Annotated in this window: 18 protein-coding genes; 6 read left to right on the forward strand and 12 right to left on the reverse strand. The window is 63.5% G+C overall.

Annotation, left to right across the window (positions count from 1 at the left end):
* Positions 1 to 36 precede the first annotated feature (36 nt).
* Positions 37 to 258 carry an alkylphosphonate utilization protein gene (locus NKH89_RS20355; RefSeq protein WP_352788208.1) on the reverse strand — a complete coding sequence of 74 codons (222 nt, stop codon included), beginning with the start codon at positions 256 to 258 and terminating at the stop codon, positions 37 to 39.
* 166 nt (positions 259 to 424) lie between these two features.
* Here NKH89_RS20355 and NKH89_RS20360 point away from each other — a divergent pair, with 166 nt between their 5' ends.
* A complete protein-coding gene (locus NKH89_RS20360; RefSeq protein WP_023722949.1) occupies positions 425 to 778 on the forward strand; it encodes a cupin domain-containing protein in 354 nt (117 codons plus the stop codon).
* A gap of 103 nt (positions 779 to 881) precedes the next feature.
* Here the strand turns inward: NKH89_RS20360 and NKH89_RS20365 are convergent, their stop codons facing one another.
* Positions 882 to 1,175, reverse strand: coding sequence for a hypothetical protein (locus NKH89_RS20365; RefSeq protein ID WP_352481646.1), 294 nt, complete (start codon positions 1,173 to 1,175; stop codon positions 882 to 884).
* Positions 1,176 to 1,420: 245 nt separating this feature from the next.
* Here NKH89_RS20365 and NKH89_RS20370 point away from each other — a divergent pair, with 245 nt between their 5' ends.
* Positions 1,421 to 3,445: an AI-2E family transporter gene (locus tag NKH89_RS20370; RefSeq protein WP_502896919.1), complete on the forward strand. Its 2,025-nt coding sequence runs from the start codon at positions 1,421 to 1,423 to the stop codon at positions 3,443 to 3,445.
* 131 nt (positions 3,446 to 3,576) lie between these two features.
* Here NKH89_RS20370 and NKH89_RS20375 read toward each other — a convergent pair whose 3' ends face one another.
* The 7 genes from NKH89_RS20375 to NKH89_RS20405 form a co-directional block, all read right to left on the reverse strand.
* Complete coding sequence (locus tag NKH89_RS20375) at positions 3,577 to 4,512, reverse strand: phosphatidate cytidylyltransferase (protein ID WP_352481711.1); 936 nt, start codon at positions 4,510 to 4,512, stop codon at positions 3,577 to 3,579.
* A 22-nt stretch (positions 4,513 to 4,534) separates the two neighbouring features.
* On the reverse strand, positions 4,535 to 5,197 hold the full coding sequence (locus tag NKH89_RS20380) for a lysophospholipid acyltransferase family protein (protein ID WP_023722954.1): 663 nt from the start codon (positions 5,195 to 5,197) through the stop codon (positions 4,535 to 4,537).
* 8 nt (positions 5,198 to 5,205) lie between these two features.
* Positions 5,206 to 5,634 (reverse strand): hypothetical protein, encoded by a 429-nt coding sequence (locus NKH89_RS20385; protein ID WP_031195380.1) that lies wholly within the window; start codon positions 5,632 to 5,634, stop codon positions 5,206 to 5,208.
* A complete protein-coding gene (locus NKH89_RS20390; protein ID WP_352909660.1) occupies positions 5,631 to 6,974 on the reverse strand; it encodes a phosphatase PAP2/dual specificity phosphatase family protein in 1,344 nt (447 codons plus the stop codon). Before NKH89_RS20390 ends, NKH89_RS20385 begins: the two co-directional genes overlap by 4 nt.
* 2 nt (positions 6,975 to 6,976) lie before the next feature.
* Entirely contained in the window at positions 6,977 to 8,764 is a 1,788-nt protein-coding gene (locus NKH89_RS20395; RefSeq protein ID WP_352909661.1) for a bifunctional alpha/beta hydrolase/class I SAM-dependent methyltransferase, read from the reverse strand.
* Between the two features lie 26 nt (positions 8,765 to 8,790).
* Positions 8,791 to 9,393: a CDP-alcohol phosphatidyltransferase family protein gene (locus NKH89_RS20400; protein WP_352909663.1), complete on the reverse strand. Its 603-nt coding sequence runs from the start codon at positions 9,391 to 9,393 to the stop codon at positions 8,791 to 8,793.
* A 107-nt stretch (positions 9,394 to 9,500) separates the two neighbouring features.
* Positions 9,501 to 10,409: a hypothetical protein gene (locus NKH89_RS20405; protein ID WP_352909664.1), complete on the reverse strand. Its 909-nt coding sequence runs from the start codon at positions 10,407 to 10,409 to the stop codon at positions 9,501 to 9,503.
* A 104-nt stretch (positions 10,410 to 10,513) separates the two neighbouring features.
* On the opposite strand from NKH89_RS20405, the gene NKH89_RS20410 reads away from it, so the two are divergent.
* Positions 10,514 to 10,726, forward strand: coding sequence for a hypothetical protein (locus tag NKH89_RS20410; protein ID WP_292664633.1), 213 nt, complete (start codon positions 10,514 to 10,516; stop codon positions 10,724 to 10,726).
* A 12-nt stretch (positions 10,727 to 10,738) separates the two neighbouring features.
* On the opposite strand, the gene NKH89_RS20415 is transcribed toward NKH89_RS20410, so the two are convergent.
* A complete protein-coding gene (locus NKH89_RS20415) occupies positions 10,739 to 11,008 on the reverse strand; it encodes an usg protein (RefSeq protein WP_023718102.1) in 270 nt (89 codons plus the stop codon).
* Between the two features lie 288 nt (positions 11,009 to 11,296).
* Here NKH89_RS20415 and NKH89_RS20420 point away from each other — a divergent pair, with 288 nt between their 5' ends.
* From NKH89_RS20420 to NKH89_RS20430, 3 genes are all read left to right on the forward strand, one after another.
* The gene (locus tag NKH89_RS20420) at positions 11,297 to 11,611 is read left to right on the forward strand and encodes a co-chaperone GroES (protein ID WP_023718103.1); all 315 of its coding nucleotides are present in this window, start codon (positions 11,297 to 11,299) and stop codon (positions 11,609 to 11,611) included.
* Between the two features lie 59 nt (positions 11,612 to 11,670).
* The gene (gene groL, locus NKH89_RS20425; RefSeq protein ID WP_023718104.1) at positions 11,671 to 13,302 is read left to right on the forward strand and encodes a chaperonin GroEL; all 1,632 of its coding nucleotides are present in this window, start codon (positions 11,671 to 11,673) and stop codon (positions 13,300 to 13,302) included.
* Positions 13,303 to 13,404: 102 nt separating this feature from the next.
* Positions 13,405 to 13,617 carry a hypothetical protein gene (locus NKH89_RS20430; protein ID WP_023718105.1) on the forward strand — a complete coding sequence of 71 codons (213 nt, stop codon included), beginning with the start codon at positions 13,405 to 13,407 and terminating at the stop codon, positions 13,615 to 13,617.
* A gap of 67 nt (positions 13,618 to 13,684) precedes the next feature.
* On the opposite strand, the gene NKH89_RS20435 is transcribed toward NKH89_RS20430, so the two are convergent.
* Positions 13,685 to 14,164, reverse strand: coding sequence for a GNAT family N-acetyltransferase (locus tag NKH89_RS20435; protein WP_023718106.1), 480 nt, complete (start codon positions 14,162 to 14,164; stop codon positions 13,685 to 13,687).
* Between the two features lie 108 nt (positions 14,165 to 14,272).
* Positions 14,273 to 14,641: an endonuclease domain-containing protein gene (locus tag NKH89_RS20440; protein WP_352496058.1), complete on the reverse strand. Its 369-nt coding sequence runs from the start codon at positions 14,639 to 14,641 to the stop codon at positions 14,273 to 14,275.
* Positions 14,642 to 14,953 lie beyond the last annotated feature (312 nt).

A 14,953-nucleotide genomic window follows, 5' to 3' on the forward strand; every position in this document is an offset into this window, starting at 1 on the left:
ATTGATATTGAAGCGAAGCGAAGGGTGCCGAGGCAATCACGCCTTTTTCAAAAACTCGGTCTTCAGCACCAGGCCCTTTACCTGCCTGGTGCTGCATTCGATCTCGCCGGGATTGCCGGTGACGCGAATGTTCTTCACCAGCATGCCGCGCTTGATCGTCTCCGAGGTGCCTTTGACCTTGAGATCCTTGATCAGGGTCACGGAGTCGCCCTCGTGCAGCGCCGTGCCATTGCTGTCTCTTACGATCGTGTCCGTCATGGCAGGTCTTTCGCGGGGCTCCGGTGCGGAGGTGGTTGGGCCAGTCCCCAGCCTATCCCACGGTTGGCGGGGAGGTCAAGCGGCCGGGTCAAGCCGCGTTGCCGGGGTCAGGTGCATCAGCTATTGACCGGCAGCCATCCCGGCACAATTCAAGACGGAGCCGACCATGACAGACAAGACCATCCTCAAATTCGGCGCCGTCGAGAACGCCGAGACCGGCGATCTCGCGGGATGGGTCGTGGTCGAAGGCGAGCCGACCATGAAGACCGCCGTCCAGCACATTACCGAGGACGGCAAGGTCATGTCGGGGACCTGGCAGGCGAGCCCGGGCACCTATCACGCGACCTACAGCGACTATGAGTTCGTGCACATGATAGCCGGCCGTATCGTCATCACGCCCGACGGCGGCGCGCCTGTCGAAGTCGGCCCCGGCGATGCCTTCGTGGTGGAAGCCGATTTCAAGGGGACGTGGAAGATCATCGAGCCGGTGACCAAGCACTTCGTCGTCAGGATCGGCTGACGCCGAATAGTGCGATTGACGTTTGCGCCCGACTGAACCGAAGGTCCCAAAATGAAGATGGCGGGCATCTGCCCGCCACTGCGATTGTGCTGAACCGACCTGCCTAGTTGGCGCCGCCGAGTTGCTTGGTCATCTTGCAGAAATCGTCATGCTCCTTGGCAATGGCCTCGTCGCCGCATTCCTTCATCATCATCGCCTGGTCCTCTTTGGACATGGCCATCCATGCGGTCTTGAATTCGGCTGCCGGCTTCATGGTCTTCATGCCGGCATCGGTGAAGAAGGGCGACATTTTCTGCGGATCGTCGAGCGCCGAAGTGCCAGTGGCACCGGCGGCAAGCGCTGCGCCGGTCATCATTGAAAGCGCCATCGCGCCCATGCAAAGCATCTTGATGTTCATGATCATTCCTCCTGAGCTGCTGCCTTGAGGTTGTCCATTAGCGATCTACGAAGGAACGGCGTTTTGACCCAAAAGTTCCACGTTCTGGCGCAAGCATGGAACAGGATTGCTGGTGCCGCCATTTATGCAAAAAATTCTACCGTGACGGAATTGCCGCGCTGCCGGCAGCAAGCCAAACGACGGCAAATCAAAGCTTCGCTGTAGGAGAGGCTGCGAAGTTGCACGCCGGCTCAATATGCCCGATCATGGCGATGGCGGGGCGGAGGTATCAAGTGGCGGCAAATAGTCGAAACGGCGCGCACCTGTCGGAGACCCGGCGAGCGAGCATTGTTACCGCGGCCAGGGCGCTTCCGCGCACATCGTTGCCCAGCGTAGCGTCGGTCGTGACGGCCGTCGCGGCGCTCTATTTCGGGCGCGAGGTCTTTCTGCCGATCGCAATCGCCCTGCTGCTTACCTTTGCGCTTGTGCCCATGGTGTCGGCACTCAAGCGAGCCGGCATTCCGCGTCTTCCTGCCGTGATCGCCAGCGTGCTCGGCGCATTCACGGTGCTGGCGCTGTTCTCCTTCATAGTCGCCACGCAGGTCAGTGAACTGGCGCAGAACATCCCGCTTTACCAGGCGAATATCCTGGCCAAGGTCCGGTCGCTCAAGGAATCCGGCGTCGGCGGAGGCATCGTTTCCAGATTGAGCCGGGTGATCGAACGCGTCGGCCAGGAACTCGACAGACCGGAACCCGCGCAACCCGCCGCCGATCAGCCTCTGCGGGAGCCGATCCCGGTCGAAATCGTCGCGCGCGAACGACCGCTGGAGGTTCTCCAGAATCTGATCGGCCCGCTGCTGAGTCCGCTGGCATCGGCCGGACTGATCGTCGTGGTGGTCATATTCATGCTGCTTGAGCGGGAGGACCTGCGCGATCGCTTCATACGCCTCGTCGGCTACGGCGATCTGCATCGAACCACCGAGGCGCTGCAGGATGCCGGCAAGCGCGTCGGCCGCTATCTGCTCATGCAATTGGTCGTGAACATCGTCTATGCCGTTCCGATTGCAATCGGACTTTGGCTGCTGGGCATACCCAATCCATTGCTGTGGGGTTTGCTGGCGCTGGCGCTGCGCTTCGTTCCCTATATCGGCCCGGTTATCGCGACGCTGCTGCCTCTGTTCCTGGCGCTAGCCGTGGCGCCCGGCTGGTCGCTCGTGCTATGGACCGCCGGGCTTTTCGTGGTGGTGGAACTGATCACCGGCAACGTGATCGAACCCTGGCTCTATGGCTCGCGCACCGGGCTGTCGCCATTGGCTATTATCGTTGCGGCGATCTTCTGGACCTGGCTCTGGGGGCCATTGGGCCTCGTTCTGTCGACGCCGCTCACGGTCTGCCTCGTCGTGCTCGGCCGACATGTGCCGCAGTTCGAATTCCTCGACGTTCTGTTCGGCAACGAACCCGTGCTCGAACCGCACGCCCGGCTTTACCAGCGGCTGCTGGCCGGCGATCCCGAGGAAGCGACGGACCATGCCGAGGAGATGCTGGAGGAAGAATATCTGGTCGAGTTCTACGACAAGGTCGCGATTCCCGCACTTCTGCTCGGCGAGCAGGACCGTGTGCGTGGTGTGTTGAGCGATGAGCAACGACAGCAGGTCGCGGGCAGCGCGCTGACGATGGTGGCGAACCTCGACGACAGCGCGCAGGAGGAGGCGGAAGCGGGCGACACTGCCGCGGCCGAGGACAACGGCTCACGCGAGGACAAGCAGGTTCAGGGGGAGGTTCAGGGCGGGGACGACACCGAACTACCGGATGGCACGGGCATGTCGGTGCTGTGCGCCGGAGGGCGCGGCGAACTCGACGACGCGGCTGCCGCCATGCTGGCACAGGTGCTCGAAGTCCAGGGCGCCACGGTGTTGAGAGCGAGCTTCGCCGATATGGAACCGGGGAGCATTCGCCGCCTTGAGCTCGACGCTATCGATACCGCCGTCGTCGGATTTTTGAACCGGAATTCCGTCAAGCACGGCCGGTTCCTGGTCCGTCGGCTGAAACGCGCCAAACCAAGGTTGCGGGTGGGTATCGTGTTGTGGTCGGAACCCGACAGTGACAACCAGGAGGCAGCCGCCAAATTGGCCAATGAGATCAACGCTGATTTCGTCGCACACGGAATGGTCGGTGCGGTGCTCGGTGCGTTGTCCAGCAATCCGCCGGTGGCGCTGAAGACCACCGCCAAACGCCGCATGCGCCGCCTGGCGCAGGCGCGCAAGAAAGAGCCGCTCGCCGCGGCAAAATGAGCGCGGCCAACGACCGCGGCAGTGGGGTTATTACCGTTTTCGCGAAAACGGTAATAACGAAACGGATCAGGTTATCTTCGCAAAGTCGCGCTGAACCGTCCGGACGGTGCCGCGGCAAACGGCGCCAACCCTCATACTGTCCAGAAATAGCGCACCGTATGAAAGAACACCGGGGCGGCGAAGACCAGGCTGTCGGCACGGTCCATCATGCCGCCATGGCCTTCGATCAGGTGGCCCCAGTCCTTGACGCCCTGATCGCGCTTGATGGCGGAGGCGACCAGCCCGCCGAAGAATCCCATCAGGCAGGCGACCAGAGCGACGCCGGCCGCCTGCAGCGGCGAAAACGGCGTCAGGAACGACAGCAGCGCGCCGAGCAGGCTCGATGCCGCCAGCCCGCCGACCAGTCCCTCCCAGGTCTTCGACGGCGAGACCGTCGGCGCCAGGAGGTGGCGGCCGAACAGTTTGCCGAAGATATATTGCAGCACGTCGCTGCCTTGCACGGTGACGATCAGGAAGGCGATCAGCAACAGGTTGCGGCCTTCGAAACCGGGTACTTCGAGTGTTAGCAGCGCCGGCACGTGGCTGACGCAGTAGACCGAGATCATGACCGCCCATTGCTGCGCCGAGACGCGCTCGAGAAAGCGTTCGGTGTCGCCGTGCAGTGCGGTGATCGCCGGCATCAGCAGGAAGCAGTAGACCGGGATGAAGATGGTGAAGAGCCCGTACCAGGCGGTCCACACCAGCCAGTACTGGAACGGGATGACGATGCCGAACATGCCGAGCAGCACCCAGTGGTCGCTGCGGCGGCTGTGTGTCAGCGTCACGAATTCGCGCAGAGCGGCGAAGGAAATCAGCGCGAACAGGATGGTCATGCCGGGGCGGCCGAAGAAGAAGGCAACGGTGATCGCCACCACCATCACCCACCAGGCATTGATGCGCTGGGTGAGGTTGACCAGCGTCGGCGACAACGGTTTTGGCGCGCGCCATGACAAGACGCCGGCGACGACGCTGGCGCTGATCAGCACCGCCAGTAGGCCGACAATCAGAATGAGGGTTTCGTGCATCATCGGCAGCATTTTGCCTTGGTCCTCAATCGTCTCGTTGCGGCCGGGGGTTCAGCGCCAGCAGCGTTTCGCGGGCACGGTCGAGAAAGGCGCGGCGTTCCTCACCCGGTTGAATAGCGATCGGCGCGCCGAAGACGACACGGCAAAGCAGCGGCACCGGCACGAATTGCCCCTTGGGCAGCACCCGCGACATGTTCTCAATCCAGCACGGGATGAGTTCGACATCGGGCCGCGCCATCGACAGATTGTAGAGGCCGGAGCGGAACGGCAGCAGCGGTTCGTCGGTCATGTTGCGCGTGCCTTCGGGAAACAGGATCAGCGAATGGCCCTGATCGAGCACTGACAGCATGATCGAGATCGGGTGCTGCGTTTCATCCGTCCACTGCCGGTGGATCAGCACGGAAGACAGCATGTCCTCGGCAATGAAACGGCGCAGCCGCGTCTTGCCCCAATAATCGGCGGCGGCCACCGCATGGGTACTGGCGCGTTCCTTCTCGCTGAGGCAGGCCGACAGCAGGATGAAATCGCCGTGGCTGGCATGGTTGGCGAAGTAGATGCGCTGCCGGTCCGATGGCTGGCTGCCGTTCCAGATCGGCCGCACGCCGGTGACCGCCCAGGCCAGCGCCGACAGGCCGACCGAGGTCACCGTCTGCAGCAAGGTATAGGTGCTGACACGAAGCTTTGACATGTACGGGCTCAAAAGAATGCCGCGACGACCGAGGCCGCCGCGAACAGGCCGAACGTGATACGCTGCTTGGCAAGCAGGCGGCGCGTGCCGGCTATCCGCTGGTCGAGCGAGCGGCCGCCGGCCGCCGTGGGTTTCAGCCGCATGCGCGCCAGCACATCGTCGACCGCGGCACCGCCGCCTGCCTCGCTGGCGTGGCTGGCCATCAGCCGGAACAGCAGCGCGTCGAACAAAAGCAGGGCCGAGAGAATGATTGTGGCTATGGCACCCGCTGCGGCGATCAGCCAGGCTACCGCCGACAGCGACGATGTTTGCGGCACTGCCGCCAGGCCGACGACCGGCGCCGCCAGCAAGGCAGCGGCAACCAGCAGCAGCGGCCATGCCACCTGCACCATCAGCCCGGCGGCGAACGTCTCGGCCCTATCTCGAAAGGCGGTCATGCCGGTGCGTCCACGCCAAGATGCACCGGCCGGCCCGCGGCGGCGAGCTTGCCTCGCGCCTGAGCCGGCGTGTCGGCCCGGCCGCTGGCGACCAGCCATTCGGCGACGACGGCGGCGCTGCGCTGGAAGCCAAGCGCACAGCAGACCAGCACCGTGCCCTGGCCCCGCGCCGTCTCGATCGCCGCCACCGCTTGCGCACGCGCCTCGCGAGACGGCGGCAAAAGGTCGACCATGGGCAGGCTCACCCAGCGGATCGAGGCGCCACGCGGCCTTTCCAATTCGCCGGCAAGATCGACCACCGTGCCGAAGGCGTCGGCCTCGGCGGCGGTCGGAAAACGGCCGAGGCAAACACCGTCGGAGATGACGATCTGCGCTGGAAGCTTTCGCGTCCACGCCCACACATTGACCCTGGCAACAAGGCGGTAGGGCCAAAGCAGGAGACGGCTGGCCAGCGACACGCGGCCATCAGCTGTTTTCTGGAACACTTTGGCGCCGGCGCCGGCATAGGCGAAAGCGACGATGGCCAGCGCCAGTGCCGGCCACAACAGGATGAGCCACAGCGCCGAGACCAACGCGCCGGCAGCGGCACTGGCCAGCGCAAGGCTTGCTCCGAGCGCATAGAACAGCGCCAGCCGCCGCGCTTTCGGGTCAACGCTCAGGCGGAAGCCGTCGAATGGCAGCTCGCCGTCGCGCGGAAACAGCCACAGAGCGAAAAGGCCGAGCAGCGCGCCGGTCGGAATGTCGATGAAATGGTGCTGCCACGTCGTCAGCACCGAGGCGCCGATCAGGAAACACCAGACATGCCAGGCGGCGCCGGCGATGCCGGTCAACCTGTGACGCCAATGGTCCCAGATGATGACCAGTAGTGCGATGTGCAGCGACGGCGCCTGGTTGAAGGGCTTGTCGAAGCCGCCGAGCACGGCGAACATGAAACCGGGCAGGCCGCTTGTCTGCGGACGCACGAAGGTCGCCGTCAGCGGGAACAGGATAAAGCAGGCGACGGCGATGATCTGCGCCGTCAGATAGCGGCCGGCGAGGCGGTCGACGCCGTTCTTCGAATTGTTCAACAGCAGCGACAGGCCGTAGAGTAGATTGATCGACCAGTAGGGCACGATCGTCCAGGCAAGGAACGGGATGCCATGCTCCCAGCCGAAGACGATGCTGCCGACATCGTCGCGCCGCGACGCCAGCCAGTTGGCGAAGCCGTAGGTGGAGTAGAAGAACGGCGCCAGAAATGCCAGCCACAGCGCGGCGCGCAGGACTATCCCGGGATACGGCTCGCGCGGCAAGGCCGGAAGGGCAGGGGCATCGCGAGGCAAGGCAGAGGCAGGCAAGTCCATGCTCAGACGCGCCGGGCGATCGAAACGGTGAAGATGCCCCACTGGTCGATGCGCTGGTCGAGCTTCTCGAATCCGGCGCCCGCCACCAGCTGGTCCATCTCGGCCTGCGTGCGCCGGCGCATCACCCAGGCCTGGCCGCCGCGATGCGAGGTCAGGCTGCGCGCGATCATCTCGAGCTGCGGATGCCAGGGCTGGTTGGTGTAGACGAGCAGGCTTCCGGGCTGCATGGCGCCGGCCAGTCCACCGAGCGAGCGGGCGATCATGGCATTGTCGGAAAACAATTCGTAGAGCCCCGAGACGATGGCGAGATCCGGCGCCGGGTCGAGGCCGGCCAGCATCGTGGCGTCGAAGGCGTCACCTTGATGGAACGAGACGCTCGCCGGCAGCTTGCGCTCGGCGATCAGCTTGCGGCCGAGCGAGATGTTGAGCTCGGAGAAATCCTGCAGCCGCACGCTGGCCGGCGGCTCGGCGCATTTCTGCACAGCATCGAGCACGTAGCGGCCATGGCCGGCGGCGATATCGACGATATGGACCGGCCGGCCGGCGGCCTTCAGCGTCTCAGCGGCACTGCCGATCAGCTCTTGCAGATGCAGCTTGCGCTGGCGGATGCCGCGCCAGCCAATAGCATCGAGAAAGGTGCGGTCGATCATGCGGCCGCCGGGGCCGATGCCCCGCGCATCGTTCTCGTAGACATAGTCGAGCGTCGAGCCGGAATCGAAGCCGGTGGCAATCCCGGTCTTCATGCCGGACGACAGCCATGCGCCCATGCGGATCGAGGCGCGGCTCATTGCCCAGTAGAGACCTTTGGGTGACAGTAGCGGCAGCGGCGAGGCCAGCCGGTCGGCCTCGTCGCGTGTGTAGCCGGCGCGGTCGGCCCCGGTCAGGTCGAGCGGCTTTTCCGGCGCCGCGAACTGCTTTTCGAGGAAAGGCCTGATCAGGTCGAGTGCCTTGTGGCGGTCGCGCTCGCCCAAAGTGTCGTGGAAGAAGCCGGGCAGCACATGCCGCTCCTTGGCCGGGCTCGCCAGATTGACGAAAAACTCGTGCTGCGGTCCATGCCGCACCACCCAGTCGCTGCCGGAGATCAGAAGCTGTGTCGGCACGGTGAGGGCGCGGGCATCGGCGACGATGCGCGCTGCGTGGTCGTAGAGTTCGACCAGGATGTTGGAGGCGATCGGCCGGGTGATCAGTGGGTCGGCGTCGAAGGAGGCGATGCGCTCGGGATCATGCGTCAGGAATTTCGCCTTGACGTAGGAATTGACGAAGAAACGGCCCTTCAGCTTCTGCCACAACGCAATGCCTTGCTTGGCGAAGGGCACGTAGAGCTTGACCGAGAAGGCCGGCGAGGCCAGCACCAGGGCGCGAATGTCAGGCGCATAGTCGTGCACCCAGGCGGCGGCAAGCACGGCGCCGAAGGATTGCGCGATCAACGCTATATCGCGCCGGGCAAAGCCGTCACTGCCGATCTCGCGCACGAAGCAATCGATGTCGCGCACCAGCGCGGCAAACGACGGCGCATAGCCGCGCTCGCCGGCGGAGCGGCCATTGCCACGCGCGTCCCAGGCATAGAAGGCGTGGTCGGGCATCTGGAGCTCGTCGACCAGATGCGCCATGCGGCCGCCATGCTCGTGGCCGCGATGGAACAGCAGGATGGCACCCTTGCGGTGTTCCGACGGCGCCGGCCAATAGCGATAGAAGATCTCGGTGCCGTCATGGCTCTTGAAGCTGCGCTCCTGCGCCACCCGCTCGATGTTGGCTGGAGCCACGGCGGCAACCGTCTGTTGGTGAAGCATGTTGTTCTCCCTGGCGAGACCGGAATTCAGCTGCCGCTCCCGTTAAGGCCGCCGCGTATCCGGTTGATGGCGGTCACCAGCGAGAGTGTAGCCATGGCTGGAAACACGAGCGGCGTGAGCGCCGGGACCCACAGGCCGGACGCGATAAGCACCGCGAGGATGCCAAGCGCCAGCGCCCGATCGCTTTTGCCGAAGGGGCCGGCATAGTTGCGCCCCGCTCCGGCCGCGATGCCGAGCACGCCGGCGAATTCCGCAATCACCGCCGCGATAGCGAATGCAACGACGCCCCAGGCAGGAAAAATGACGGCAAAGGCCAGGATCAAAGCGAGATCGGAGACAACATCGCAGAGCTCGTTGAGATACATGCCGAGCTTCGAGGCCTGGCCATGTTCCCTTGCCAGCATGCCGTCGATCGCGTTCAGCGCCATTCGCGTAAACAGCACGAGCGGCATCAGCAGAAAGACCATGCGGTGGCCGGCAAGGGCTGCCACCACAAGGCCGGTGACGAGCGAGAGGGCAGCGGCCAGCAGCGTGATCTGGTTGGCCGTGACGCCGGCCCTGGCCAGTCCGTCGGCAAGCGGCCGCAACCTGGCCTGGAAGGCCGGTTTCAGCGCATAAAGCGTCGGCATGTGCGAACCCCCCGGCCGCGGTGCAAAGTGATGTTGGCGAGGATGGTCAATTGGCGCGCAAGACGCAAGGGCGGCGCCCACCACTTTCCGGCAAACTTGCCGGACGGCTATGTCCTCTCTTTGATCGTGTCGCCCGGGAACAGTGCGGGCAAGCTTTGTTCGGCCGCCGCCCAGGCGCGACTATGATAACGCCGCAGGACGAGAATGCATGCGGCGAAGACCGTCAGCCCGCAAATCACGCCGGGCGTCATGCCCCCGCCAAACGCGGACTTTACAACGATGCCGGTGAAGACGCCGGCGATGGCGCCATTGATCGTGCCCACCATCCCCGCGGTGGTCATGAAATATTGCAGCGGTGAGGGCCTGAGGCCCTTGTCGACCAGCACCGCCGAGGGATCGTCATGTGTGGAATTGACAAGGTATTTTTGCAGGACGGGCGTCAGCTCGACGAAATAGTGGCGGATTCTGGCCATGCCGCGGGCGTGCACCATGTCCTCGATGGCAACCTGCACGGCGCGCACGAAGGTGACCAGGCCGATGAAGAAAAGGCAAGGCAGCAAAATCAGGCTGAACAGCACGAACGGCCTGCCCATCTCCGTGACCTGCGCGACGAAGGACAAGGCAATGGCTGCGCTCGAGACCGAGGTCAGGAACAGATCGGCTCGCTGGTTCGCTTCCTGAATGGTCGCCGCGCGGGCGTTTTGCAGCACGAAATGCTCGGTCGTCAGGCACTGCAGGGCCTGCTGTGCCTGGTCAGGCGGAACCGGAGCGTCGGGAGAACGGGTCATCGACAGTTGCCCTCTTCCAAGAGCCGGCGCTCCCGGGGTTCGCCGGCCCCATTTCGGCGACCTGTGCTTTCGATCTGGTGGTCGTCCGCCGCAAGTCAAGACCCGGTGGTTTTCTTGTGCCGGAACGTGGCGCCAATCTCGCAAAGAGGCGCCGTCGGCGAAGTTGCCAATCTCCCCCTCTAGTGTCCCTCTAGTGGAGAGATTGGCGGTTTCGCCAGCTGGCTTCAATCGCCAACGTCGACTTCCCCCGGCCGGTTATTGTCTGCCGCAGGTCAAGACCCAGATTCTTGTGTTGCCGGGCCCATTCCCGGCACTCGCAGATGGAGCTGACCATGACACGCGACGAGATCATTTCTGTGCTGGGCCCGGTCGACGATGCCGTCATCGCCGACATTGCGGCGACGGACGGGACGGTCCAGGAATTGCGTGAGGCCCTGGCCTGGATCGCCGCCGACGAGGCGCTGGTGAACGAGGGCCGACCGCTGCCGACGGCAAGAGTAGCGATGCTGATCGAACTGCTGCAAGGGCCGGACGAGGAGGAATAACCGGCTTGCTCTTCAGTGGACGGTGATGATGCCGTTTACGGCCCGCCATTCGGAGGGCTGGATCAGGTGATGATGGGCGACGCGCACCGAATGCAACGGGCCTTCGATCTCGCGCTCCCAGAAATCAAGGAAATGCTTCAGCGTCGGGAAATCAGGGGCGATATCGTATTCCTGCCAGATATAGAGCTGCAGCAGGCTTCGATGATCGGGTAGGCGGTAATGGATCTCCGCCGTGGTGAGGCCAAACCCTTGCATCTGGAGCTGAAAGTCCCTGCTAGTCATGCAATCTTCCTTCCGTTGAAATCTCCGTCCGCGAAAACGCCTCTTGTTCCACATAGGTTCCAGTCGCGTCGGGAGAGCGACGAATGTGCAAGCAATTACAGTACATTGGCACTCTCATTGGTCGAGTGCTAAAATTTTTGCGTGACCCTCTTGAAAGCAGAAAAAAGCGCGACTAGTTCGTATGCACGCGATGCCTGATGAAGGGGTCGCGCACCCCGTGCCGGGCCGATATTGCCGGTCCGGTCAGGAGGATCTTCGAAAATCTGTTTGTCCCGAGAGGAGAACGACATGACGTTCCGTCCATTGCACGACCGTATCCTGGTCCGCCGTATCGAGGTCGACGAGAAGACCGCCGGCGGCATCATCATCCCCGACACTGCCAAGGAGAAGCCGCAGGAGGGCGAGGTCATTGCCGCCGGCCCCGGTGCGCGCGACGACAGCGGCCAATTGCAGCCGCTCGATGTCAAGGTCGGCGACCGCATCCTGTTTGGCAAATGGTCCGGCACCGAGATCAAGCTCAATGGCGAGGATCTGCTCATCATGAAAGAGAGCGACGTGCTGGGCGTTATCGAGGGCGCCGGCGAGATGAAGAGGGCTGCCTGAGGGGGGCCTGAACAAGCATTCCAGTCAACGAAAAGCTGCCTATTCGAAGGAGTGATCCAATGGCTGCCAAAGATGTGAAATTTCATACCGAAGCCCGCGAGAAAATGCTGCGCGGCGTCGATATTCTCGCCAATGCGGTGAAGGTAACGCTCGGTCCAAAGGGCCGCAATGTCGTCTTCGATAAGTCGTTCGGCGCGCCGCGCATCACCAAGGACGGCGTGACTGTCGCCAAAGAAATCGAGCTCGAGGACAAGTTCGAGAACATGGGCGCGCAGATGGTGCGCGAGGTCGCCTCGAAGACCAGCGACACCGCAGGCGATGGCACCACGACCGCGACGATTCTTGCTCAGGCCATCGTCAGGGAAGGGGCCAAGGCGGTCGCTGCCGGCATGAACCCGATGGATTTGAAGCGCGGCATCGACAAGGCGGTCGACGCCGTCGTCGCCGACCTGAAATCCAATGCCCGCAAGGTGACCAGGAACGACGAGATCGCCCAGGTCGCCGCCATCTCTGCCAATGGCGATGCCGAGATCGGCCGCTTCCTCGCAGAGGCGATGGAAAGGGTTGGCAATGAGGGTGTCATCACTGTCGAGGAAGCCAAGACCGCTGAGACTGAGTTGGAAGTGGTCGAAGGCATGCAGTTCGACCGTGGCTACCTCTCGCCCTATTTCATCACCAACCAGGATAAGATGCGCGTCGAACTCGAAGAACCCTATGTGCTGATCCACGAGAAGAAGCTGTCCAACCTGCAGGCCATGCTTCCTGTGCTCGAAGCCGCCGTGCAATCCGGCAAGCCGCTGTTGATCATCGCCGAGGACGTCGAAGGCGAGGCGCTGGCGACGCTGGTCGTCAACAAATTGCGCGGCGGCCTGAAGGTTGCGGCCGTCAAGGCGCCGGGCTTCGGTGACCGCCGTAAGGCCATGCTCGAAGACATCGCCATCCTGACCGGCGGCACGGCGATCTCGGAAGACCTCGGCATCAAGCTCGAGAACGTCACGCTGGAGATGCTCGGCCGCGCCAAGAAGGTGCTGATCGAGAAGGAGAACACCACCATCGTCGACGGTGCCGGCCGCAAGGATGAAATCCAGGCGCGCATCAGCCAAATCAAGGCGCAGATCGAGGAAACCACCTCCGACTACGACCGCGAGAAGCTGCAGGAGCGGTTAGCCAAGCTCGCTGGCGGTGTCGCCGTCATCCGCGTCGGAGGCTCGACCGAGATCGAGGTCAAGGAGCGCAAGGATCGCGTCGACGACGCCATGCATGCCACACGCGCGGCGGTCGAGGAGGGTATCCTGCCCGGCGGCGGCGTGGCGCTGCTGAGGGCGGCGAAGGCGCTCGATAACGTTGTCGTCGACAATCCCGATCAGAAGACCGGTGTCGACATCGTGCGTCGCGCCATCGAAGCGCCGGTGCGCCAGATCGCCGAGAACGCCGGTGCGGAAGGTTCGATCATCGTCGGCAAGCTGCGCGAGACGACCGACTTCGGCTATGGCTGGAACGCCCAGACCAACGAGTTCGGCGACCTGTACGGGCAGGGCGTCATCGATCCGGCCAAGGTCGTTCGCACTGCGCTGCAGGGTGCCGCCTCTGTTGCCGGACTGCTGGTGACGACCGAGGCGATGGTGGCCGAGAAGCCGAAGAAGGAAACGCCCATGCCTCCGATGCCCGGCGGTGGCGGCATGGACTTCTAAGATCAGGCTTTCAAAGCGAGATTTCGAAACGGCAGATGGGCCGTGTCCGCCAACGCGGGCACGGGCTTGCCGGTTCGGGTCGAATGCTGAGCAGGTGTTGCCATGGATATGACGGACAGTTTTGGGAAGATCGCGGCGCCGACCCGCCCGAAGAACGATTTCAACTATGAAACCGATTGCAGGGCGGCGCTGGCGCCTTTGGTCGACGGCCTGCTGGATATGGCCGAGTCGGCCGGCTGGGACCGCCGCAAGGCTGCCTACACGCTGATGTTTTTGTCGGCTCAACGCGTGGGAGCCGGCAAGGAAGGAGCGTAAATGATCGCGGCGCGGATGCGCGATTGCCTGCTCTAGTGGGGAAATTGGCAGCTTCGCCGACAGCGCTCTAAGCCATCGGTAGCAACCGGCGCATAATCAGCGAGGCGTGGCCGCCCACCCCGTGTGCAGCCGGCCGGCGCTCGACCACTTCGAAGCCGTGCTTGCGATAAAAGGCGATTGCCCGGTCGTTGCCCTCGATCACCTCCAGCGCGATGCTGGGAATCCCCGCATGCGCTGCAAGAACCGCGTGCAAAAGATCGGCCGCCAGCCCGGTGCCGTACTCGCTTTTGTCGATATGGAGCCGCTCGAGCATGACATCGCCCTTGTTGCCCATCGCGGCCATCGCGTAGCCGGCGAGCGAGCCGTCCGCCCGCTCGGCTACGAACCACATCTTGCTGTCGTCCCCGAGCTCGGTCACCAGCCGCTCCGGCGCGTGCTTCTCATCCGACAGCCGTGCCGTGGTCTCGGCACCCAGGATTGGCGAATAGGTGTGGCGCCAGGATTGGCCCAGCAGCCGCGATACCGAGGGCACGTCCTGTTCGGTCATGGTTCTTATTTGGGTCATTGGCACCTCGCCTCAGAAACCTGCCCCTTTTGAGCGGAGATGTTCGGCAGGACAGAGAGGTGCTGTCCCGCCGATCCTGCACGGCCGAGTTCAGCGCACATCCGCGCCGGCCGTCATGACTATGTGCTGGCAGACATTGTCGATATCGCGAATGACGTCGTCGTTCCAGAAGCGCAGGATAGTCCAGCCCAGCGCTTCAAGGCTCGCGCTTCTTGCTGCATCCGATGCCGAAGCTTCGGCCTCAGCATGCTGAGAGCCGTCCAACTCGACAATGAGTTTTTTGTCCGGACAGGCAAAATCGACGATAAAGCCGGCGATGGGCATCTGGCGCCGAAATGGCAGTCCCATGAGACGATGCGCCCGGACCTCATTCCAGAGCTTCAGCTCGGCATCCGTCATGGCCTTGCGCATCTTGCGCGCATTGCCGCGACTACGGGGAGGTACGGGATAGTGGTTCACTACTTCTGTTCCTCAGCGCGAAACTTGCCTATCCCTCTCCGCTGCGCTTGAACACCCCCTCTGTCCTGCCGGACATCTCCCCCTCAAGTGGGGAGATTGGCAGCTTCGCCGAAAGCGCGCTTCTTTGGAGAGTGGCGAAAGCTGGAGCGACATCCGATCTCCCCCCTTGAGGGGGAGATGTCCGGCAGGACAGAGGGGGGTGCTGTCCCGCCGACCTGACCTGGATCACCGCCTTACCCGCGATTTCAGCCAGCGGTCGAAGGCGACGGCGAGGATGAGGATCAGGCCGATGACGATGCTTTGCGTGTATGA

Source organism: Mesorhizobium sp. M0923 (assembly GCF_040319365.1).
Taxonomy (GTDB): Bacteria; Pseudomonadota; Alphaproteobacteria; order Rhizobiales; family Rhizobiaceae; genus Mesorhizobium.